The organism is Arthrobacter sp. TE26545 (assembly GCF_056279005.1).
This window is the reverse complement of sequence record NZ_JBWBQM010000001.1, coordinates 3,869,923-3,889,851: the sequence shown is the minus strand read 5'-3', so window position 1 is coordinate 3,889,851 and position 19,929 is coordinate 3,869,923. Positions and strand designations below refer to the sequence as shown.

The 19,929-nt window shown below is 67.1% G+C and carries 18 protein-coding genes and 1 pseudogene; 6 read left to right on the top strand and 13 right to left on the bottom strand.

Annotation, left to right across the window (positions count from 1 at the left end):
• Positions 1–5 precede the first annotated feature (5 nt).
• The 9 genes from ACZ9CK_RS17725 to ACZ9CK_RS17685 all read right to left on the bottom strand — a co-directional run bounded on the left by ACZ9CK_RS17725 (position 6) and on the right by ACZ9CK_RS17685 (position 11,057).
• Complete coding sequence (locus ACZ9CK_RS17725; RefSeq protein WP_426300858.1) at positions 6–1,442, bottom strand: amidohydrolase family protein; 1,437 nt, start codon at positions 1,440–1,442, stop codon at positions 6–8.
• Positions 1,443–1,452: 10 nt separating this feature from the next.
• Entirely contained in the window at positions 1,453–2,277 is an 825-nt protein-coding gene (locus ACZ9CK_RS17720) for an aspartate/glutamate racemase family protein (protein WP_426300856.1), read from the bottom strand.
• On the bottom strand, positions 2,274–2,957 hold the full coding sequence (locus ACZ9CK_RS17715) for a GntR family transcriptional regulator (protein ID WP_476050645.1): 684 nt from the start codon (positions 2,955–2,957) through the stop codon (positions 2,274–2,276). Before ACZ9CK_RS17715 ends, ACZ9CK_RS17720 begins: the two co-directional genes overlap by 4 nt.
• A gap of 59 nt (positions 2,958–3,016) precedes the next feature.
• Complete coding sequence (locus ACZ9CK_RS17710; protein WP_476050644.1) at positions 3,017–4,528, bottom strand: amidase; 1,512 nt, start codon at positions 4,526–4,528, stop codon at positions 3,017–3,019.
• A 12-nt stretch (positions 4,529–4,540) separates the two neighbouring features.
• Positions 4,541–5,926 (bottom strand): MFS transporter, encoded by a 1,386-nt coding sequence (locus ACZ9CK_RS17705; protein ID WP_426300850.1) that lies wholly within the window; start codon positions 5,924–5,926, stop codon positions 4,541–4,543.
• A 284-nt stretch (positions 5,927–6,210) separates the two neighbouring features.
• On the bottom strand, positions 6,211–7,554 hold the full coding sequence (locus ACZ9CK_RS17700) for an MFS transporter (RefSeq protein ID WP_476050643.1): 1,344 nt from the start codon (positions 7,552–7,554) through the stop codon (positions 6,211–6,213).
• Positions 7,555–7,828: 274 nt separating this feature from the next.
• On the bottom strand, positions 7,829–8,695 hold the full coding sequence (locus tag ACZ9CK_RS17695) for an ACT domain-containing protein (protein WP_476050642.1): 867 nt from the start codon (positions 8,693–8,695) through the stop codon (positions 7,829–7,831).
• A 124-nt stretch (positions 8,696–8,819) separates the two neighbouring features.
• Entirely contained in the window at positions 8,820–9,257 is a 438-nt protein-coding gene (gene mscL, locus ACZ9CK_RS17690; protein ID WP_476050641.1) for a large conductance mechanosensitive channel protein MscL, read from the bottom strand.
• 234 nt (positions 9,258–9,491) lie between these two features.
• On the bottom strand, positions 9,492–11,057 hold the full coding sequence (locus ACZ9CK_RS17685) for an amino acid permease (RefSeq protein ID WP_476050640.1): 1,566 nt from the start codon (positions 11,055–11,057) through the stop codon (positions 9,492–9,494).
• A gap of 242 nt (positions 11,058–11,299) precedes the next feature.
• Here ACZ9CK_RS17685 and ACZ9CK_RS17680 point away from each other — a divergent pair, with 242 nt between their 5' ends.
• The 3 genes and pseudogenes from ACZ9CK_RS17680 (at position 11,300) to ACZ9CK_RS17670 (ending at position 14,665) form a co-directional block, all read left to right on the top strand.
• Positions 11,300–12,847: a circularly permuted type 2 ATP-grasp protein gene (locus ACZ9CK_RS17680; protein WP_426300840.1), complete on the top strand. Its 1,548-nt coding sequence runs from the start codon at positions 11,300–11,302 to the stop codon at positions 12,845–12,847.
• Between the two features lie 45 nt (positions 12,848–12,892).
• Positions 12,893–13,819, top strand: coding sequence for an alpha-E domain-containing protein (locus tag ACZ9CK_RS17675; RefSeq protein WP_426300838.1), 927 nt, complete (start codon positions 12,893–12,895; stop codon positions 13,817–13,819).
• Positions 13,816–14,665, top strand: a pseudogene (locus ACZ9CK_RS17670) (transglutaminase family protein). Before ACZ9CK_RS17675 ends, ACZ9CK_RS17670 begins: the two are co-directional and overlap by 4 nt.
• Here the strand turns inward: ACZ9CK_RS17670 and ACZ9CK_RS17665 are convergent.
• A complete protein-coding gene (locus ACZ9CK_RS17665; protein WP_476050639.1) occupies positions 14,649–15,485 on the bottom strand; it encodes an alpha/beta fold hydrolase in 837 nt (278 codons plus the stop codon). The pseudogene ACZ9CK_RS17670 and the gene ACZ9CK_RS17665 sit on opposite strands and share 17 nt — an antisense overlap.
• Positions 15,486–15,600: 115 nt before the next feature.
• Between ACZ9CK_RS17665 and ACZ9CK_RS17660 the strand changes: the two genes are divergently transcribed.
• The 3 genes from ACZ9CK_RS17660 to ACZ9CK_RS17650 all read left to right on the top strand — a co-directional run bounded on the left by ACZ9CK_RS17660 (position 15,601) and on the right by ACZ9CK_RS17650 (position 16,942).
• The gene (locus tag ACZ9CK_RS17660; protein ID WP_476050638.1) at positions 15,601–15,987 is read left to right on the top strand and encodes a VOC family protein; all 387 of its coding nucleotides are present in this window, start codon (positions 15,601–15,603) and stop codon (positions 15,985–15,987) included.
• A 73-nt stretch (positions 15,988–16,060) separates the two neighbouring features.
• Positions 16,061–16,438 (top strand): hypothetical protein, encoded by a 378-nt coding sequence (locus ACZ9CK_RS17655; RefSeq protein ID WP_476050637.1) that lies wholly within the window; start codon positions 16,061–16,063, stop codon positions 16,436–16,438.
• Between the two features lie 72 nt (positions 16,439–16,510).
• Complete coding sequence (locus ACZ9CK_RS17650; protein WP_426300830.1) at positions 16,511–16,942, top strand: universal stress protein; 432 nt, start codon at positions 16,511–16,513, stop codon at positions 16,940–16,942.
• Between the two features lie 94 nt (positions 16,943–17,036).
• Here ACZ9CK_RS17650 and ACZ9CK_RS17645 read toward each other — a convergent pair whose 3' ends face one another.
• From ACZ9CK_RS17645 to ACZ9CK_RS17635, 3 genes are read right to left on the bottom strand one after another with little or no spacing between them, the layout of a single operon-like run.
• Complete coding sequence (locus tag ACZ9CK_RS17645; RefSeq protein WP_426300828.1) at positions 17,037–18,065, bottom strand: hydroxyacid dehydrogenase; 1,029 nt, start codon at positions 18,063–18,065, stop codon at positions 17,037–17,039.
• A complete protein-coding gene (locus ACZ9CK_RS17640) occupies positions 18,062–19,015 on the bottom strand; it encodes a carbohydrate ABC transporter permease (protein WP_476050636.1) in 954 nt (317 codons plus the stop codon). Before ACZ9CK_RS17640 ends, ACZ9CK_RS17645 begins: the two co-directional genes overlap by 4 nt.
• On the bottom strand, positions 19,012–19,917 hold the full coding sequence (locus ACZ9CK_RS17635; RefSeq protein WP_476050635.1) for a carbohydrate ABC transporter permease: 906 nt from the start codon (positions 19,915–19,917) through the stop codon (positions 19,012–19,014). The genes ACZ9CK_RS17640 and ACZ9CK_RS17635 overlap by 4 nt, the downstream gene beginning before the upstream one ends.
• Between the last annotated feature and the right edge of the window lie 12 nt (positions 19,918–19,929).

The following is a 19,929-nucleotide window of genomic DNA, read 5'->3' as shown; positions in this document are numbered from 1 at the left end:
ATCTCCTAGACAGTAGCGGGGGAAGCGGCCACGGCGTCGCGGTGCTCGGTGAAGCCGTTGCGGGCCACGAAGCGGCCCACGGGGCCGGGATCGTGGAAGCCCTCCTCGTCCAGCACCACGCGTCCGGCGGAGACGACGACGGCGGGCCAGCCGTTCAGCGCCTTCCCCTCGAACGGCGAGAAGTCGGTTCCCATGTGCAGCGCGCCGCCGTCGACCTTGCGTTCCTCGGCGGGATCGAAGATCACGAGGTCGGCGTCGAAGCCTTCGGCGATGCTGCCCTTGCGGGGCACGGCGTTGATCCGGGCGGGGCCCGCGGAGAAGACTTCAACGAAGTCCTCCACGGAACCGCCGGACTCGGTGACCAAGGCGGTGAAGGTCACTGGCATGCGGGTTTCGACACCGGGCAGGCCGTGCGGCATGAAGCGGATGTCGTCCGTGCGCTCGCGCTTCTGCGAGAGGTCGTAGCAGGAGTGGTCCGAGGAAACGGTGTGGATGGCGCCGGCGGCGAGGCGTTCCTTGAGGGCGGCCACGGTTTCCGGGGATCGCATGGGCGGGCAGCAGGCGTACCACTCGGGGAAAGTACTGCCGTACACGGTATCGTCCAGGGTCAGGTAGTGCGGGCAGGTTTCCGAGTAGGCTTCCTGGCCTTCGGCGCGGGCTTCGGTCACCAGGTCCACGGCTCCGGCGGTGGACTGGTGCACGAAGTACACGGGCGCGCCGGTGTACTTGGCCAGGGCCAGGGTTTCCTTGACGGAGACTTCCTCGGCCAGCTCCGGGCGGGTCCGGTGCAGGTGCTCGATCCCGATCAGCCCGTCCGCTGCGTGCTGCTCGGTGCAGTCGGCGATGATGGCGTCGTGTTCGGCGTGGATGTAGGTGAGTCCGTCCAGGCGGACCATCTCGCGCATGACTTTCACGATGGTGTCCCCGTCGGCCATGGTGGAGCCGCGGTTGGTGGTGTACATCTTCACGGAGCGCACGCCCTCGGCGGCGAGCTGTTCCAGCTGCCACGGCACTGTCTCGTCCCAGCTGATCACGGAGCCGTGGAGGGCCACGTCGCAGCGGGATTCGGCGGCCAGGCGCTTCTTGTTGAGCACGGCATCCAGCGGGGTTTCCTGGGCGTCCCGCGGGATGCCGAAGTCGATGATGGTGGTGGTGCCTCCCCAGAGGGCCGCGGTGGAGGTGACGGCGAAGTCGTCCAGGGTGCGGAAACGGCCGGTCACCTGGGCCACGTGGCAGTGGCCGTCGATGCCGCCGGGGATGACGAGCTTGCCCTGGGCGTCGATGGTGCGGGCAGCTGCCGGGACGGGCTGGGAGGCGTCGATCAGCTCTGCAATGCGGCCGTCCTGCACCACGATGTGCGCGGCCTGGCGTGCCGGTCCACCGGACAAGCGGGAGTTCACCACGGTGCCGTTGGCGATGACGAGTTCTGGGATGAGGGACATCGGTGTCCTCCTACTTCTGTGAAACGGGTGCGGCAGCGGCGGCATTGGACTGGGCGGCTACATTGGCTTGGGCGGTGGCGAGGGCGGCGTCGAGGTTTTCGGACAGGCCGGCCCGCTTCTTGACCGGCGGCGGCGCGAACGCGCCCTGCCGGTGGAAGCCGGACTGCAGTTCCACCACGGCCTCGGTCATCCGGATGCCGGCGGAAATGCCGTCCACCACGGGGACGGGGATCTGTCCCTCAAGGTCGCGGGCAAGTCCGGCGAGCGGCGCACCTGCCAGGATTACGACGTCGGCTCCGTCCTCTTCGACGGCCTGCCGGCTCAGTGCCAGGAGGGTGTCCTTGAAGTCGTGCTGCACGGAACCGATGCCGTGCAGGCTCTGCTTGATGGAGCGGATGGAGGCGAGGCGGCCGCCGAGTCCGAAGTGCTCCACGCAGTCCCGGTACCAGGCGGTGATGCGGTCCGAGATGGCGATGATCGAGAAACGCTGGCCCTGCAGCGCCGCGGCGCAGAGCGCGGCTTCGGTGATGCCGATGACCGGAACATCCACGAGCTCCTTCAGCGCCGGCATACCCGGATCGCCGAAGGCCGCCACCACGACGCCGTCCACGCGGCTGCCGTCGGTGGCTGCACTGCCCCCGGCGTACTCTGCGATCAGTTCGGCGACGGCGCCGGCGGCGATGAGCGATTCAAAGCGGGTTTCGATGTACTCGACGCCGTGCGGGGCGGTGCGCACGATCAGCTCGGTGTCCTGGCCGGCGGAGCGCAGGGCTTCGGCCTGGATCAGTGCGGTGACGTCTTCGCTGATGTTGGGGTTGATGACCAGTAGTTTCATGTTCGTTTCCGTTGCAGGGTGAGTTCGCTTGCGGGGGAGTCTTCGGGGAACTGTTCGCGGTACTTGCCGATGTGCGACGCCGACTGGGCGGCCGCGCGCTCCGGGTCGCCGCTGGCGATGGCGGCGTAGAGGTCACGGTGTTCCTGGATCAGTTCGGGCAGGTCGCTGACGTGGCGGAAGAGCCAGTGCATGCGGCCCTGGAGGGGCTCCAGCGCCGAGCGGAGGAAGTTGTTGTTGGCGATGGCGGTGATGGCGTCGTGGAATTCGCTGTTGGCCCGGTGCGCTTCGAGGATGGAGCCCTTGGCGAGGAAGCGTTCGGCGTCGTCCAGGAGCCCGGCGAGGCGCTTGAGGTCCTCTTCGGTGGCGCGGCTTGCCGCCAGCCGGCAGGCGAGCACCTCGAGGGATTCGCGGACATCGAACAGGTCCTCCACATCCTTGGCGCTCAGGCCGGCCACCTCGGAGCCGCGGGAGGCACGGTCCCGGATGAGGCCCTCCTGGCGAAGCATGCGCAGGGCTTCCCGGATAGGCAGGCGCGACACGTTGAACTCGGCGGCCAGGTCACGTTCCACCAGGCGGGTGCCGGGGGCGTAGTGGCCTTCGAAGATCCGGGTGCGGAGGGTGTCCCGCACGGCCTCGCGGAGGGGGCGGTCGGAGGCGGGGGTTTCTTCTGCTGCCAGCATCATTGCTCCATTCGTGGGGTTTTTAGCGACTTTACGTCCTCAGTGGTGTGCATCGCGGTTCAGTCCCGCCCTCTGCTGCTGGATGTCGTGGTGCTGAATGACGGAGGGCTGAAGCGGCCGAACGCCTTTTCCAGGGCGACGGCCACGGCGAGCAATTCACGGTCGCGGTACGGCCGGCCCACCACCTGGATCCCCACGGGCAGGCCCTCTTCGGACAGTCCGCACGGCACCACGGCCACGGGGAAGCCCAGGATGCTGATGGCCCGGCAGCAGGAACCCAGCTCGGTCCAGGGGATGTCCTTGCCTTCCACGGTGAAGCTTTGCTGCCGCGGATCCGACGCCGGAACGCAGGCCACCGGGAGCAGCAGGATGTTGTGCTCCTCCATGGACGCCAGCACCTCCGCCCGGATGGCGTCCCGTTCCGCGGCGGCCTTGCGGTAATCGACGACGGTGGCGGGCGTGCCCAGCAGGCCATGGAGGTGGGCGCCGAGCTCGTCCTCGCGGCCGGTGGCAAGCTCCGCCACCTCGGGCATGCCCTCTGCAGTGCGCAGCTCCACGAAGGCGGCCGCTGCCCGCTCCAGTCCCGGCGGACGTCCGTGCGTCACCGGAACACCAAGAGCTGCGAGGGCCTCGGCTGCCGAACGCAGCACGGACACCAGGTCCGCCCGCACGGGGTGGGTGCCCTCGTCCTCGAACCAGGCGGCACTCAGTCCGTCCAGGCTCTCGAGCGGAGCTCCGAGGGGCACCGGCACGGCAGAGGGGTCCACGCCGTCGGGCCCGGCAACGATACCGAGCAGCACGCCCAGGTCCTCGGCGCTGCGGGCCAGCCACGCCACGCTGCCCAGGCGGTGCAGGGCGGACATCGAGTTCGGGGCGGGCAGGCTGCCGTCGGCCGGCGGAACGTAGGGCAGCAGGCCCGTTTCCGGGATGAGGCCGACCGTGGGTCGCAGGCTCGTGATGCCCGTGCAGTGCGCGGGCCAGCGGATGGACCCGCCGAAGTCCGTGCCCAGGCCGAAGGCGGCCATCCCGGAGGCGACGGCGGCGCTGTCGCCTCCGGTTGAACCGCCGGACGTCAGCGTGGTGTCCCAGGGGTTCCAGGTTTCGCCGAAGAGCGGGTTGCGGCTGTGGGTCTCCACCGCGAATTCCGAGCAGTTGGTCTTGCCGAGCAACACCGCACCTGCCTCCTGCAGGCGGCGGACCGCCGTCGCCGATTCCGCCGGGATGTAGTCGCGCAGAAGGGGACTTCCCGCCGTCGAGCGCAACCCCTTGACCGCCAGGGTGTCCTTCACGGTGAAGGGGACCCCGTGCAGGGGCCCGAGGAATCGGCCCTCCGCTGCTGCGGCGTCGGCGGCCTCGGCTTCCTCACGTGCCCGTGGATTGGGGGTGACGACGGCGTTCAGGCCGGGATTGGCCTCGGCGATCCGTGCCTGGTGCAGTTCCAGGCATTCGACGGCGGTCAGCCGGCGCTCCCGCAGCGCGGCGGCCCATTGGACCATGGAGAGGCCGGTCAGGCCGGTGCTGTCCACGGCGCGTGCCGGGGCCTCCGCGGAAGGCAGGACGGTGTTGTTCATTGTGGGGACTTTCTAACGGCTGGCCGCAGGGGCTTTGGTGCCGGCATCGGCCATGGCGATCTTGGAGGTCTCCTTGGCAACGAAGACGCAGTAGACCATGAGCAGCAGGGTCGCGGACAGATAGCCGGCCACGGAGAAACCGGAGGTGGTGAGGGCGATCAGCTGGATGGCGATCAGCGGGGCGAAACCGCCGCCGAAGACGCCTGCCAGCTGGAAGCCCACGGCCGAGCCGGTGTAGCGGACCTTGGTGGGGAACAGCTCGGGAATGAAGGACGCCACGGGGGCGTACATCGCGGCCACGATCACCAGGCCGATGGCCGGTGCGATCAGCACCAGGAACGGTTCCTTGGAGTTGAGCATCGCGATGAACACGAAGCTGTAGATGATGCCGCCGATGGCGCCACCGATCATGACCGGGCGGCGGCCCACCTTGTCCGAGAGCGCACCGAACAGGGGGATGGCGATCATCTGCGCGACGGCGGAAATCGTGGAAGCGGCCAGCGCCAGGCTCTTGGGGAGGCCGAGGTGTTCGGTGCCGTAGACCAGGACGAACAGGGCGAAGATGTAGAACGCGATGTCGCTGCCGATGCGGGCGCCGACGGCCAGGGCCAGGGCCTTCAGATGGTGCTTGAAGACGTAGACGAGCGGGGCCTTGACCTCTTCCTGCTTCTTCGCTTCGGCCTTCTTTTCGGCTTCCTCGAAGACGGGGGATTCGGCGAGCTTCATGCGGATGTAGAGGCCGATTGCCACCAGGAGGAAGCTGATCAGGAACGGGATGCGCCAGCCCCACGCCATGAAGGCGTCCTTGGGAAGGGCCGTGGTCATCAGGGTGAAGATGCCGGTGGCGAGCAGCAGGCCGGTGGGGGCCGCGCTCTGGACGAGGCTGCCGAAGAGGCCGCGGCGGCCGCTCTTGTCCGACTCGGTGACCATGAGGGCGGCACCGCCCCATTCGCCGCCGATGCCCACGCCCTGCAGGAAGCGCAGGGAGACCAGCAGGATGGGAGCCCAGATGCCGACGTTCTGGTAGGTGGGCAGGAGGCCGACGGCGGCGCTCGCCAGGCCCATCAGGAGCAGGGTGGTGACAAGGACGTTCTTGCGGCCGATCCTGTCGCCGAAGTGGCCGAAGATCGCGGCGCCGAGCGGGCGGACCACGTAGCCCACGGCGTAGGTGGCCAGGGCCAGGAGGAGGCCGGTGGCCGGATCCGAGCCGGGGAAGAACAAGGCGGGGAAGACGATGGATGCTGCCGTGCTGTAGGCGAAGAAGTCGTAGTACTCGAGGGTGGTCCCTACGAAGCTTGCCGCGACGACCCTCTTCATTGAGTTCCCGCCGCCCTTCTTCGTGGAGTCCTTCTTCGTGGATCCGGGGACGGAACTGTGGGTCTGGGAATTGATCGACACTGGCCCTCCTGGGCGTTGCGACTGGCTCATCGGATGAGCGGTTACTTGCAATAGGCGGCGGGCGAGGCGGTGGCTCTCGGTGCCCTTACATGTGCTTCCGGGTGAACGGTCCGGAGGCGTTCGCGGTGAGGAGTTCGTCCTCGAGTGTGCCTGTTTGGGATCCCAAATATGACGGTAAGTTCTGGCGACTTCGCTGTCAATGGTTTTGGGATCCCAAACTGTGTTGCAGTGTGGATTTCCGGGGATTGCCCGGGTTTCGATACTGGCTGTCCTGTCTCCCGGCCTTAGACCGGGAGGCGCTTGCTGTAGTCGAGCGTCAGGACCGAGATGCCCATGATCACGGCGGAGGCCACGAAGTAGAGCAGGGCCCAGGTGTAGCCGCCGGTGGCGCCCACGATGAAGCCGACCGCGATCGGGGTGACCATGCCGGCGATGTTGCCGCTGAGGTTCATGGCTCCACCCAGGATGCCGGCGTTGCTGCGGCCGCCGAGCGTTGCCGGAACGGCCCAGAAGAGACCAACCCAGCGGAGGAAGAACAGCACCACGGACAGCAGGATGACGGCGGTGATCGGGTCCGGGACCACGGTGACGCCCACCAGGCCGCCCACCACAACCACGCTGGAGATGCCCAGCAGGGTGCGCATCACCTTGTTGGCGGAAGCGCCGGATTCGCGCCACTTGTCGGCGATGGTGCCGCCGAGGATTTCGCCGATGAAGCCGGCGCCGAAGATCACGAAGGTGGACCAGCCGATGGTCTTCAGGTCGAAGTGCTTGGCCTGCGACAGGTACAGCGGACCCCAGGTGAGCAGGCCGTAGAACACGCCGTTGAAGCCGAGCCAGCCGAAGCACATGGCCCAGAAGGAACGGAACTTCATGTAGGGGAGCAGGCCGCGGCGGGTGGTGGTCGCGCCCTGGGACTGGGCAGCCTCGTCCTCGGCGCGGTGCGAGGCCTCGATGTACTCGGCTTCGGCGTCGTTGACGGCCTTGTGGTCGCGGGGGTTGTCGCGGACGTACCACCAGATGGCCAGGCCCAGCACCACGGTCAGGATGCCTGCGATGATGAAGGCCATGCGCCAGCCGCCGGCGGCGGAGATCAGCCAGGTGATGAGGATGCCGCCCACGCCCGCGCCCAGCGGTGCGCCGGCGTCGAGGATGGTGGCGCCGCGGCCGCGCTCCTTGGAGTGCATCCAGAGGGCGTTAAGCTTGCCGCCGGCCGGCATGACACCGGCTTCGGTGACGCCGATGGCCATGCGGGCGATGAACATGCTCAGGAAGCCGCCGGCCATGCCGGAAGCCGCGGTGGCTGCGCCCCAGCCGACGCAGGAGGCCGTGACCACCTTGCGGGGACCGAAGCGGTCGATCAGCCAGCCGACGGGGACCTGCATGAGGGCGTAGGTCCAGAAGAAGGCCGAGAGCAGAAGACCGACCATCTCCGGGCCGAGGTTGAACTCCTTCTGGATGATGGGCAGTGCCACGGAGATGGAGCCGCGGTCGATGTAGTTGACGGCCACGAGGACCAGGAGCAGGAGGAAGAGTTTCCACCGGACGTTGGTGCGGCGCTTGCCGGCAACACTGCCCGCCTGCGGACGCTCGGCTTCCGTGGTGGTTTGGGAATTATGGAGAGACACGCTTCTCCTTAGTTTGGGGGGACTGAATGCGGAGGAGTTCTTGGGGGATTCGCGTTCGCGGTTCGGCGGGCGGTTCGATTGCCGGAGGTTCGGCGGCAAGCTGCTCGTTCTGCCGGTGGGATCCGTAACAAGATTTGGGATCCCGATTTGGGATCCCAAAACAAAACTAAGTGTGAGGTGTCCCACTGTCAAGGGTTTTCTGTGCCCTGCCTCACGCAACCAAATGTGACCGGGCGGCCGTCCGGTCACACTCTGCCGCGGGCGCTACGGAGAGTTACGCCACTCCGTTGTGCCCGTGGGCCAGGATCTCGGCGAGCTCCGCCAGGCGGTGCGCCCGGGCGGACTCGGCCGGTGTGAAAGGCTCGCCCGGGCGGGAAAACACCAGCGGACCGTGCCAGGCCGTCGGGATCTTCAACAGGGTGCCGCCGTTCGGGGCCCCGGAATGCCCGACGCCGGAACCCGCCTCGCCTGCCTGCGTTCCCGGTCCGGCCGGGACCACCTGCGCGGACAGCAGTTCCGCGACGGCGAGGGCCAGTTCGTCCGGGTTGCCGGCCACCCGGGCGGCGATGCTCAACGCCTTGGTCTGGCCGTCCGCCATAGCCAGGGCTGTGGTGGGCCAGACATGGGAGTCCCGCCCGCCGCCGTCGGCCAGCGCCTTGAGCAGCTCCTGCTCGCCGAGGTGGCCGGGCGCGGAGAGGACAAACTCATCCAGCGCCGCCCCGTCCATCGGATGGACATGGATGCTGAGGATGTTGGTGTCCAGCCGGGCGAGGGCCTGGGTGAGTTTCTGCAGGGCGCCGGGCTGGTCGCGCACCAGCGTGCGGGCACGCCAGAGTGCCGGCGCCGAGTGCAACCGGCGGCGGTGCCGGAGGGCGGGTGCGTGCAACCAGCTGCGCAGCACCCGCGCGGCGGACGGCTCGGCCACCCAGATCACCAGTGCCGTGGCCGTGACTGTCAACAGCAGCACCTTGGCCAGGTAGGGGAGGTGGGTTTCCACCACGAGCGCGTGGACCAGCAGCTCGATGGGAAGCATCGCGGCGATCTGGGCAACGGTGAACCGTGCTTTGGGAGGTTCGGGCATTCGGCCGCAGACCTCACAGCTGAGCTCTGCGGTGGCCGGCGTCTGCTGCTTGGCTTTCATGCCCCCATGTTCCCCGGAAGGTGTTTCGCCCCCGTTGCCGCCCGGTCACGAATGTGGGGCATCAAGGAAAGGGGCCGGCAGCGTCCCTCGCGGAGCTGCCGGCCCCTTGTGTTCGCCAGCCTCGCTAGCGTGTGAGGTCCGAATCCCGGGATGCGCGGTTGCCCGCGGCAAGCTCGCCGAGGAAGTCGCGGATTTCCACCAGCAATTCGGTGTCCGTGGGCTCGGGAGCGGCTTCCTCTTCGCTGCCTCGGCGGTTCTTGACCAGCGCGTTGAGCTTGTTCATGGGCGCCACGAAGATGAAATACACGACGCCGGCGGTGATCATGAAGGTCACGAAGGCGGTGATGACTGCGCCGAAGTTCACGAACGTGGCGGGGTTGTCCGGCCAGATCCTGAAGCCCAGGCCGCCGGCGTTCACGCCGCCGGCCGCGGCGATGACCGGGTTGACGATGTTGGTGGTGAAGGCCGAGACGAGCGCGGTGAAGGCGGTGCCGACCACCACGGCGATGGCCAGTTCGATCACGTTGCCGCGAAGGATGAAGTCCTTGAATCCCTTGAGCATGAAGAGTCCTCCGGTGTTGTTGGTTCCGGCGCCCGGGCGTAATGGGCGCGGATTGCGGCACGCTGGTGGATGACCTCCCGCACCGGATCAACAGGCGCGTCGGCGTGCGGCGGGTGCAGGAAAACCGCTTGGGCGGCTCAGCACAACGCGTACCAAACTATCATTTCCTGGCCTCGCGAGCGCGACGGCGGACTGCGCTGTGCGGCCCGGCCCGCCGTCGTCGGGCTGCCGGCGCTACTTCTTGAGGGCGGCGTCGATGGCCGGCCGCTCGGCGACCACGGGGAAGCCTCCGGTGTAACCGGACCGCTCCTTGGCGGCCGCATAGATGCCGTTCCGCGCGGCGAACCAGCCCGCCACGAGGAGCGGCACCAGCACCACCAGCGAGGCGAGCACCCAGCGTCCCGTTTCCGAAAAGCCCATCGAGACCATGACGAACAACAGGAACGCCAGGGTCAGGTAGGACGTGAAGGGTGCGCCGAACAAGCGGAAGGATGGCCGTTCGAGCTTTCCTTCCTCCGCCCATTTCTGCAGCTTAATCTGGCACAGGATGATGGTGGCCCAGCCTCCGATGATGCCGATGGCCGAGACCTCCAGGACGATCTCGAAGGCCTCCGAGGGGAACACGGCATTCAGTCCGACGCCGAGCAGCGTGATGACGGCCGTAAGCAGGATGCCCCCGTAGGGGACGCCGTTGCTGCTCATCTTGGCCGTAAAGCCCGGCGCGGAACCGTTGACGGCCATGGAGCGCAGGATGCGGCCCGTGGAGTAGAGGCCGGCGTTGAGGCTCGAGAGCGCGGCGGTGAGCACCACGAAGTTCATGATCGAGGCCGAGGTGGCACCGGCGTCGGGGGATCCGATGTGCGAGAAGAACGTCACGAACGGCGATTCGCCGGCTTTGTATTCGGTGAACGGCAGGAGCAGCGAAAGCAAGAGCACCGAGCCCACGTAGAAGATGCCGATGCGGAAGACCACCGTGTTCACGGCCTTGGGCATGACTTCCTTGGGCTTTTCGGTTTCGCCGGCAGCCGTGCCTACCAGTTCAATGGCGGCGTAAGCGAAGACGACTCCGCTCACCGCCAGCAAGGGGGCAACAGCACCCATCGGGAACAGACCTCCGTTGTCCGCCATGACGCTGAAGCCCGTAGCGCCGACGTCCGTCCGGCCGCCGAATACCAGGAAGCACACACCGATGATGAGGAAAAGGACGAGGGCGGTGACCTTGATCAAGGCAAACCAGAACTCCATTTCGCCGAAGAGTTTGACCGAGACCAGGTTGAGCGCGAGTACTACCACCAGCGCCATAAGCGCGATGGCCCACTGGGGAACGGATTGCAGCGGCTCCCAAAAAGGTGCCCAGAATTTCACATAGAGCGCGACCGCGGTGACATCCACCACCGAGGTCATGGCCCAGTTCAAGAAGTACAGCCAGCCGGCGGCGAAGGCCATTTTCTCCCCGTAGAACTCGCGCGCGTACGAGATGAAGGAGCCGGACGACGGGCGGTGCAGCACCAACTCGCCCAAGGCGCGCAGGATGAGGAACGCGAAGAAGCCGCAGACGGCGTAAACGAGGATCAGGGCGGGGCCGGAGCCATGGAGGCGGCCGCCGGCCCCCATGAACAATCCGGTTCCGATCGCACCGCCGATGGCGATCATCTGGATCTGCCGGGGCTTGAGCGTCTTGTGGTAGCCGGAGTCCTCGCTCGAGAAATCCTGCGCTGCGAGCGTCACGTCGCCAAGGTGCTCGCGTTCGTTCTCCAGGTCTCCGGCAGGATCGTGCACTGGTCTTTGTGGATCGGACATTGGTCCCCCTTTTTTTGCCTGTCCGCCTGCGGAGCCCGGTTCGAGGCGCCGCGATATCAAACGCTGTCCACGCTAGGGAGCCGCAGTTTCCCGGTTATTTCATGGGTGTTAAGTTACGGAAATTCCGACTATGGATATTTCCGGGGCTATTCCCTTTTTGCGCGGCAAAGACTGTTTCAGGCCGGAAACAATTCCGCAATAACCATGGGATGTACTCATCCCACTCGTGAAAGGTGAGCGGAATGTCAGACCTGTTTGAAGACTATGAAAGAGGCATCAGGCGCAGCGGTGCGTTTGATGAGATGTTCGGCCCGGACATGCTGACGCGGGACTCGTACGCCGACGTCGCGGCGGCCCTGGACAGCCTCGCGCTGGAGGACGTCACGGCCCGGGCGGACTCCATGGCCCGGACTTTCCTGGACCGCGGCGTCACCTTCGACTATGCGGGGGAGGAGCGTCCCTTCCCGCTGGACATCGTGCCCCGGGTGATCCCGGCGGACGATTGGGGTGTCCTGGAACGCGGGGTCGCGCAGCGGGTGAAGGCGCTGGAAGCGTTCCTGAACGACGTTTACGGGCGCATGGCCGTGGTGTCCGACGGCGTGATCCCGCGGCAGCTGATTACCACCAGTGCGCATTTCCACCGGGCCGTGCACGGTTTCGAACCGGCAGGCGGGGTTCGGGTGCATATTTCGGGGATCGACGTCATCCGGGATGCTGCCGGTGATTTCCGGGTCCTGGAGGACAACGTCCGGGTGCCTTCGGGTGTCAGCTATGTCCTGGAAAACCGCCGCGCCATGGCCAAGGGCCTGCCGGAGGCCTTCGGCCAGCAGCCCATCCGGGCAGTGGAGGAATACCCGCGCCGCCTGCTGTCCGCCTTGCGCAAGACCGCACCGTCCGGCGTCGACGATCCCACCGTCGTCGTCCTGACCCCGGGCGTCTTCAACAGCGCCTATTTCGAGCACACCCTGCTGGCCGGCCTCATGGGCGTGCAATTGGTGGAGGGCCGCGACCTCATCTGCCGCGGCAACCGGGTTTACATGCGCACCACGGATGGCGAACGGCGTGTGGATGTCATCTACAAACGCCTGGACGACGAGTTCCTGGATCCCCTGCAGTTCCGTTCCGATTCCATGCTCGGCTGCCCCGGGATCGTGAATGCGGCCCGCGCCGGCAACGTGACCATCGCCAACGCGGTGGGCAACGGCGTCGCCGATGACAAGCTGGTGTACTCCTACGTTCCGGACCTGATCCGCTATTACCTGGGGGAAGAACCGGTCATCGCCAACGTGGACACCTTCCGCCTGGAGGAGAAGGAAGCCCGCGAACACGTGCTGGACCGCCTGGACGAGCTCGTGGTGAAACCCGTGGACGGTTCCGGCGGCAAGGGCCTGGTGATCGGCCCGGATGCTTCCAAGGACGAACTCGACGCCCTGCGCCAACGGATCCTGACGGACCCGCGCGGCTGGATCGCCCAGCCCGTGCTGCAGCTCTCCACTGTGCCCACGCTCTCCGGGGACAAGTTCGGCCCGCGCCACGTGGACCTGCGGCCCTTCGCCGTGAACGACGGCGACGACGTCTGGGTGCTGCCCGGCGGCCTCACCCGGGTGGCACTGAAGGAGGGGTCGCTGATTGTGAATTCTTCCCAGGGCGGCGGTTCGAAGGACACCTGGGTGCTGGCGGAAGCGCCGCAGGATGTGCCTCCGCTTCCTTCCCGGCCGTCCATCCCAGTCAGGCAGCAGGTATCGGTGTGGCCCATTGAAAGCAACTGGCAGGACGGCGCGGACCAGTGACCAACCCTCCTACAACCCCCGACGTGCCTTTGAAGGTGGAAGACGATGCTTAGCCGGATTGCTGAATCACTGTTCTGGATCGGACGCTACGTGGAACGTGCCGACGGCACCGCCCGGATCCTCGATGTCCACCTGGAGCGCCTCAACAACCTCCCCGAGTTCCAGCAGGAGCGGATTTCCCGCGACCTCCTGGCACTCGTCGGCACCCATGCCGGGCCGGAGCCGGTATCGCGCGAGGTCCTGCTCAGGACCCTCGCCTACGACGCCTTCAATCCGGCGTCGATTGCCGGCTCGCTCTCGGCAGCCCGCGAAAACGCGCGCCGGGCGCGGGAGACCGTTTCGTCGTCGTTGTGGGAAGGACTCAACACCACCTACTACGGCATCAACCGGCACCGCCAGGACCTCGTTGGCGCCTTCGGGTTCTGCCACTGGGTCCTCGAACGCTCCGCCGTCATCACCGGGCTGGCGGACTCGACCGTCAGCCATGACGAAAGCTGGCTTTTCCTCATGCTGGGCCGGTCCCTGGAACGCGCCGACATGACCGCCCGGATGCTGTCCACACGGGATCTCCTCAGCGGCGGGATCTCCTGGGTGCACATGCTCCGCTGCGCGGGTGCCTACGAATCCTTCCTGCGCAATAGCGGCGGGTCCTCGGGGGACCGGAACGCCGCCGAGTTCCTGCTCCTGGACCGGCTGTTCCCCCGCTCCATCGTGTACGCGCTGCGCGATGCCGAGGACTGCCTGGCCAAGCTGGATCCGTCCTCGCAGCGCGTCGGCTTCATCGACGACGCCCGGCGGATCGTGGGCCAGGCACGGACTTTCCTGGAGTTCCACCGCACGGACAACCTGCTGGAAGAACTCCCGGAACACATGGACCGCGTCCAGAAGGCCGTGGCACAGGCCTCCGAGGCAATCTCGCTCAAGTACTTCAACCAGGCCAAGGAACTCGAATGGATAGGGGAAGTCTCATGACCCGCCTGAAGATCGTCCACACCACGTCCTACCTGTACAACGGAGGCGTCGCCCGCTCCTACAACGAGGCCCGGCTGACCCCGCTCAGCCGGGACGGGCAGATGGTGCTGGAAAACAGCGTGAAGGTGGCACCGTCGTCGGCAGCGGTGGGAAGCTACAGCGACTATTGGGGCACCCGGGTGACCACCTTCGACCTGCAGCACTGGCACGAGAAGATGAACGTCACCGCGACCACCACCGTGGAAGTCGACCGCTCGCGGCCCGCGCCCAAGGCGGATGCCGTGGACTGGGAGACCCTGCGTTCCGGCGAGGTGACGGATGCCTACGCTGAATGGCTCGCCCCCACCCGGCTGACGGAGATCGGTGATGAGGTCCGGGCCGCTGTTTCGCACGCAGCGGAAGGGCTGTGGCCCGCGGATGCCGCGCCTGCGGTGATGGCATGGATGCGGGGTGAGATGAAGTACGTCAAGGGCGTCACAGGTGTCACCACCCAATGCCGAACAGGCATGGCGGCAGCGCACGGGTGTGTGCCAGGACCTGGCCCACCTTGGTGTCGGGGCCCTGCGGAGCCTCGGAATTCCCGCCCGATACGTCTCCGGATACATCCATCCCAATCCGGAAGCGCCCGTGGGGGAAACCGTGGCCGGGCAGTCGCACGCGTGGCTTGAATGGTGGGACGGGCAGTGGAACAGTTGGGACCCCACCAACCACAAACCGGCGGGCAATCTGCACGTGACGGTAGCCGCCGGGCGTGACTACCGCGATGTTTCTCCGCTGCGTGGCATCCTGTCCGGCGGGGGTGGCGCGGCTCCCCAGGTAACGGTGGCGATCACCAGGGTTGCATAGCGGAGGAGCCCGAGGGCCCGGCCGCCTCTCCGCGTGGAGCGCCCTTGGCGGCGATGAACTGCCGGATCCAGGTGACGGTTTCCGGGCGGTCCAGGTGCAGGCCGTGCCGGGCGCCGGGGACCTTCACCAGCGTGGAGCGGCGGATGCCCCGGTGCAAAAGCACGGCGTCGGCAAGGGGAGTGAGCGCGTCCTCGGTGCCGTGCAGGATGAGCGTTGGGGCCTGGATGGCGCCGAGTGAATCCCAGGCGTCGTGCGTGCGGCTGGCCTGGAAATGCCGTGCCTTCGCCCAGGCCGAGGCCGGGGTCCCGAAGAAGGCGCGCACGGCGTCGGGATGTTCCCGGGACCACGCCGGATCGAAGAACAGGGGCGCCATCAAATCCGGGTCGCCGCTCAGCAGCGCCTCGAAGGCCGTTCCGGAGGTGCGGGTGTCCACCCCGGCACCCGCCCGCCGTCCGCCGCTGGTCGCGGCGAGGACCAGGGCCCGGGCCCGGTCCGGGTGGTCGATCGCGAGCCATTGGGCGATCCGGCCACCCATCGAATGCCCGTACACATGGGCGGAGCCGACCCCGGCGGCATCAAGGACGGCGGCCGCGTCGGCTGCCAAGAGCCTGGTGGTGTAGCGCTCCGGGTTGCCCTTGGCACTGCCGCCTACGCCGCGGTGGTCGTAGCGGATCACGCGGAAGTGACGGGCGAGCGCGTCCGCCGTCGGACCCCACCCGGCCATGCCGGTTGCCTGGCCGGCGAGCAGGAGGAGGGGGTCGCCGTCGCCCGCTTCGCTCCACAGCAGTTTGGCGCCGTCGGGGGCCGGGGCAATCTTCACCCGGACACTCTAGCCGCAGCGGCACCGCGCGCGCCGTGGCGCAGCACACGCGCTGACTCGGGTGCCTTGATCCGGATGCCTTGATCCCGCCGGACGACGATCCTAGGGTCGGGGCATGCTGATCGTTGGTTCCATCGTCATCCGTGTGGACAACCTGGCGTCCCAGATCGGCTTCTGGACGCGCGCCTTGGACTACGTCCTGAGGGAGCCGCCGGAGGACGACTTCGCGCTGCTGCAGCCGCGGACCGGGCAGGGACCGAACGTTTCCCTCGACGCCGTTCCCTCCCGCCGCGTGCTGCCGCCGCGCATCCACCTGGACCTGTACGCCGAGGACCAGGCCGCGGAGGTGCGGCGCCTGACGGAGCTGGGTGCGCGCGAAATCGAGTGGAGCCGCAGGCCGGCGGACGCCGACTACGTGATCATGGAGGACCCCGAGGGCAACCGCTTCTGCGTGGTGGATGCCGCGGGCTGGTCGGGCTGGGCAAGGGTCCAAGCCACTTGATCAAACTGGCTATGTTTTTCCAGTTCACTTTTACCGTGAAAGCTGAACCCGGTGATGCACAGGAGGAAACACCATGGTCAGCTACGAATTCTCACAGGTGGACGTTTTGCGCCTGGTCCCAAGGCGGGCAATCCGGTGGCAGCGGTCCCCGACGCCGACGGCCTCAGCAGCGAACAGATACAACGAAGACCCCGTGACCGGCAGTGCCAACGCCGGACCGGCGCAATGGCTCCTCGCCGAGGGCGTCACGGACGGAAACTACACGGCGCGACAAAGAACGGTGCTGGGCCGCGGCGGGATCATCGAGCTCAGTAACGAGTCCGGGTCCATCTGGGTGGGTGGAAGCAGCCGCAGCGTGATCAAGGCAGCGTCAGCTTCTAGCCGGGCCAGGTTTTCGCTGGGGAGGTGGCGACGCGTAGCATCGGCGTGCGTCCGTGACGAACGTGACTGATCTTGATCCGGCGTACTCCGGGTCCGCGGGGTATTTTTGGAACAGGAGTCCCCCACCATGAAGGAGAAGCACATGCCGGACATTGTTGTCGTCGGAGTGGATGGAAGCGAAACCGCCACAAAGGCAGCCGAGACCGCCAGGAACCTCGCCGCGGCCCTCGGTGCCAAGCTGCACGTGGTCACGGCTTTCGAGGGCGACCGGGTGTCGCTCCACGGTGCGGGCAGCGAACGGGCCATCGTCTTCGGCGACCCCGGGCGTGAGGCCAAGGAAACGGCCAGCAAGGTGGCGGCCGGCTTGCAGCAGGAGGGCGTGGAGATCGAGGCGTTTTCGGCCGTCGGCAACCCCGCCCAGGCCCTGATCGCCCACGCCGAGAACCACAATGCCAGCGTGATCGTCGTGGGCAACCGGCGGATGAAGGGCCTGGCCCGGGTGCTCGGCAGCGTGGCCAACACCGTCGCCCACAAGGCTCCCTGCGACGTCTACATCGCCGACACCGTCGAATAAGAACGGTCGAACACAGCGCGAACGTACAGTTGGGGCCCTGAAATCCGCGAAAACGGGGCCACAAATGTACGTTCGCGCTTCCTATGCCGTGAACCTACGCCGTGAACGCCAGCTCTTCGGCCTTCACGGGAAAGCGCAGCGCCTCGCCCCGCGCTGCCCGGTAGGCCTCGTCGATGGCGCTCGCGGCCAGCCGTTCCAGCTCGTTGCCCAGGGAACCCGCCAGGTGCGGGGTCAGCAGCACGTTCGGATTCGTGTAGAACCCCGAGTCCGGAGGCAGCACCCACGGCGTGGTGACGTCCAGCACCGCGAAAACATCGCCCCGCTCAAGCCGTCGCAGCAGTGCGTCCTGGTCCACCAGCTCTCCGCGCGAGGTGTTGATGAACGTGGCGCCGGGACGCAGCAGGGCGATCAGGCCGGCGTCGACCATGTGCCGGGTGGCCGGCAGCGACGGCGCATGGAGGGACACGACGTCGGAGGTCGCCATCAGTTCCTCCAGCCCCACCAGCTCCACCCCCAGGGCGGCGGCCTGCTCCGGCGTCACAAACGGATCGGCCAGGACCACCTGCAGTTCGTAGGCCGCGAGCAGCCGGATCACGTGCCGGCCGATCTTTGACGCGCCGATGATCCCCACGCGCTTGCCGTAGTTGCCCATGTCCGGAAACAGCCCTTCGGGGTCGACGGCGGCCCGCGCCCCGTGCAGTTCGCGCGCGATCTGCAGCACCCGTTTGTTCGCCAGCAGGATCATCGCCAGGGTGTACTCGGCCACAGGGATCGCGTTGGCGTCCGCGGCCGTGCTGACCTGGATGCCGCGTTCCCAGCATTCCGCTCCCACATGGTGCTTCAGGGAGCCCGCGGCGTGCAGCACGTACCGCAGCCGCGGCGCGGCGTCCAGCACGGCACCGTCGATCATCGGGCAGCCCCAGCCCGTGAGCAGCACATCGGCTTCGGCCAGCAGCCGTTTGGCCTCCGGGGAGGAAAAGTCAGTGATCGGTTCCGGGCTGAGCAGCCGCAGCGGGCCGGTCACCGTGGCGAGGCGTTGCAGCGGGAAGACTTTCCGCCCGACGTCGGAAGCCATGGCCAGCGCGACGTTCAGCGGACGGGTGGCCGGGTCAGTCGTGCTCATTTGACGCTCCCCGCGGTCAGGCCGGACTTCCAGAAGCGCTGCAGCATGATGAAGGCGATGAGCAGCGGGATCACGGAAAGCAGGGATGCGGTGATGACCATCGGGGAGAACTCCGGCTGCGGGACCGAGTAGCCCTGCCAGATGGAAATGCCCACGCTGACCGGCAGGAGTTGCTGGTCCTGCAACATCACCAGGGGCAGCATGAAGTTGTTCCACACTCCGACGAACTGGAACAGGGCGATGGTGATGAAGCCGGGCATCATCATGGGCAGGCCGAGGGAGAAGAAGGAACGCACGGGACCGGCGCCGTCAACACGGGCCGCTTCCAGCGTTTCATCCGGAACGTAGGACGAACTGTAGACCCGAGCAAGGTAGACGCCGAAGGGGTTGCACAGCACCGGGATGAGAATGGCCCAGACGGTGTTCGTGATGCCGAAGACCGAGGCCAGCAGGTACATCGGCAGCACCGTGGCGGTGTTGGGGATGAGCACGCCCAGCAGCACGAAACCGAACCAGGCCTTCTTGCCGCGGAATTGGAACTTGTCGAAGGCGTAACCGGCCATGACCGAGACCAGGCCGCCGAGTACGGCCCCGAACCCGGCGTACAGCACGGAGTTGCCCATCCAGCGGAAGAAGATCCCGCCGTCCTGGCCGATCACCGCGGCGATGTTCTCGACGAAGGCGAAGCGGCCCAGCGAGTAGGCAGGTGTGCCGTAGAGGTCGGCGGTGTCCTTGGTGGCGGCGAAGAAGAGCCACAGCACGGGGAGCACCATGTAGGCGCAGCCCAGGACCAGCAGGGCGTTGACGGTGAAGGCACTGGCAAAGCCGCCCTCGCGGGACAGGCGGTTACCGCCGGGGCGCTTGCCGCCCGGCCGGCTTCCGTCGTCGTGCTTCCGGCGGGCGACGCCGGCAGACGGGCGGGACGGGGCACTGACAGTCTCGGTGATCATGCTTTGTTCATCCTGGAACTGAATCGGGTGACGGCCAGGGAAAGCCCGGCGGCCAGGAGGGCGATGATGATCGACGCGGCCGCGGCCTGGTTGAGGTTGTGCCGGTTGAAGGCTGCGTCGTAGGCCCAGAGGTTGGGTACCCAGGTGCTGGTGACCGATGCCGTGGCCTTGGAAATGATCGACGGCTCCGTGAAGAGCTGCAGGGTACCGATCACTGTGAAGAGGATGATGACGCTCAGGGCGGGGAGGATCAGCGGGAATTTGATGCTGAGGGCCGCCCGGATTTCGCCGGCGCCGTCCACACGGGCGGCCTCGAGGATTTCCCGGGGCACGGCCTGCAGGGCGGTGAAGAGGATGATCACGTTGTAGCCGGTCCATTCCCAGACGGCGATGTTCACGATCGAGGGCAGCACCAGGTGCGCGTCGAGGAAGTTGAGCTGGATGCCGCCGCTTTGGAGCGCCTGGACCAGGGGGCTGACGCCCGGGGTGTAGAGGTACGCCCAGATGAGCGCGGCGATGACGCCCGGCACGGCGTGCGGCAGGAAGACGAGCAGCTGGAACAGCTTGCGCGCCCGCGCCACCGTGGCGTCCAGCAGCAGGGCGAAGACGACGGCGCCGCCCACCATGCAGGGGATGTAGATCAGGCAGTAGAGGGCCAGCCGGCCCAGGCCACCGGTGAAGGTTTCCGACTGGAACACCTGGACGTAGTTTTCCAGGCCGACGAAGGACGTCTTGGCCCCGCCGAACCCGAGGCCCGACTTCTGCTGGGCATAGAAGCTCAGCACCAGCGAATAGACCACGGGGGCGATCATGGCCACGGCGAAGACCGCGAAGAACGGGAAGAGGAACAGGGCGGCGGTGCGGCCACCGGTGCCGGACATGGTGCTTGTCTTTCTGGCCATGGGTATCTCCTG

What these genes read in the sequence shown, in the direction of transcription:
- ACZ9CK_RS17725 (WP_426300858.1), bottom strand. Translation starts at nt 1,442, where the DNA reads ATGTCCCTCATCCCAGAACTCGTCATCGCCAACGGCACCGTGGTGAAC.
- ACZ9CK_RS17675 (WP_426300838.1), top strand. Translation starts at nt 12,893, where the DNA reads ATGCTTAGCCGGATTGCTGAATCACTGTTCTGGATCGGACGCTACGTG.
- ACZ9CK_RS17680 (WP_426300840.1), top strand. Translation starts at nt 11,300, where the DNA reads ATGTCAGACCTGTTTGAAGACTATGAAAGAGGCATCAGGCGCAGCGGT.
- ACZ9CK_RS17660 (WP_476050638.1), top strand. Translation starts at nt 15,601, where the DNA reads ATGCTGATCGTTGGTTCCATCGTCATCCGTGTGGACAACCTGGCGTCC.
- ACZ9CK_RS17635 (WP_476050635.1), bottom strand. Translation starts at nt 19,917, where the DNA reads ATGGCCAGAAAGACAAGCACCATGTCCGGCACCGGTGGCCGCACCGCC.
- ACZ9CK_RS17695 (WP_476050642.1), bottom strand. Translation starts at nt 8,695, where the DNA reads ATGAAAGCCAAGCAGCAGACGCCGGCCACCGCAGAGCTCAGCTGTGAG.
- ACZ9CK_RS17650 (WP_426300830.1), top strand. Translation starts at nt 16,511, where the DNA reads ATGCCGGACATTGTTGTCGTCGGAGTGGATGGAAGCGAAACCGCCACA.
- ACZ9CK_RS17715 (WP_476050645.1), bottom strand. Translation starts at nt 2,957, where the DNA reads ATGCTGGCAGCAGAAGAAACCCCCGCCTCCGACCGCCCCCTCCGCGAG.
- ACZ9CK_RS17685 (WP_476050640.1), bottom strand. Translation starts at nt 11,057, where the DNA reads ATGTCCGATCCACAAAGACCAGTGCACGATCCTGCCGGAGACCTGGAG.
- ACZ9CK_RS17640 (WP_476050636.1), bottom strand. Translation starts at nt 19,015, where the DNA reads ATGATCACCGAGACTGTCAGTGCCCCGTCCCGCCCGTCTGCCGGCGTC.
- ACZ9CK_RS17645 (WP_426300828.1), bottom strand. Translation starts at nt 18,065, where the DNA reads ATGAGCACGACTGACCCGGCCACCCGTCCGCTGAACGTCGCGCTGGCC.
- ACZ9CK_RS17720 (WP_426300856.1), bottom strand. Translation starts at nt 2,277, where the DNA reads ATGAAACTACTGGTCATCAACCCCAACATCAGCGAAGACGTCACCGCA.
- ACZ9CK_RS17710 (WP_476050644.1), bottom strand. Translation starts at nt 4,528, where the DNA reads ATGAACAACACCGTCCTGCCTTCCGCGGAGGCCCCGGCACGCGCCGTG.
- ACZ9CK_RS17655 (WP_476050637.1), top strand. Translation starts at nt 16,061, where the DNA reads ATGGTCAGCTACGAATTCTCACAGGTGGACGTTTTGCGCCTGGTCCCA.
- mscL (WP_476050641.1), bottom strand. Translation starts at nt 9,257, where the DNA reads ATGCTCAAGGGATTCAAGGACTTCATCCTTCGCGGCAACGTGATCGAA.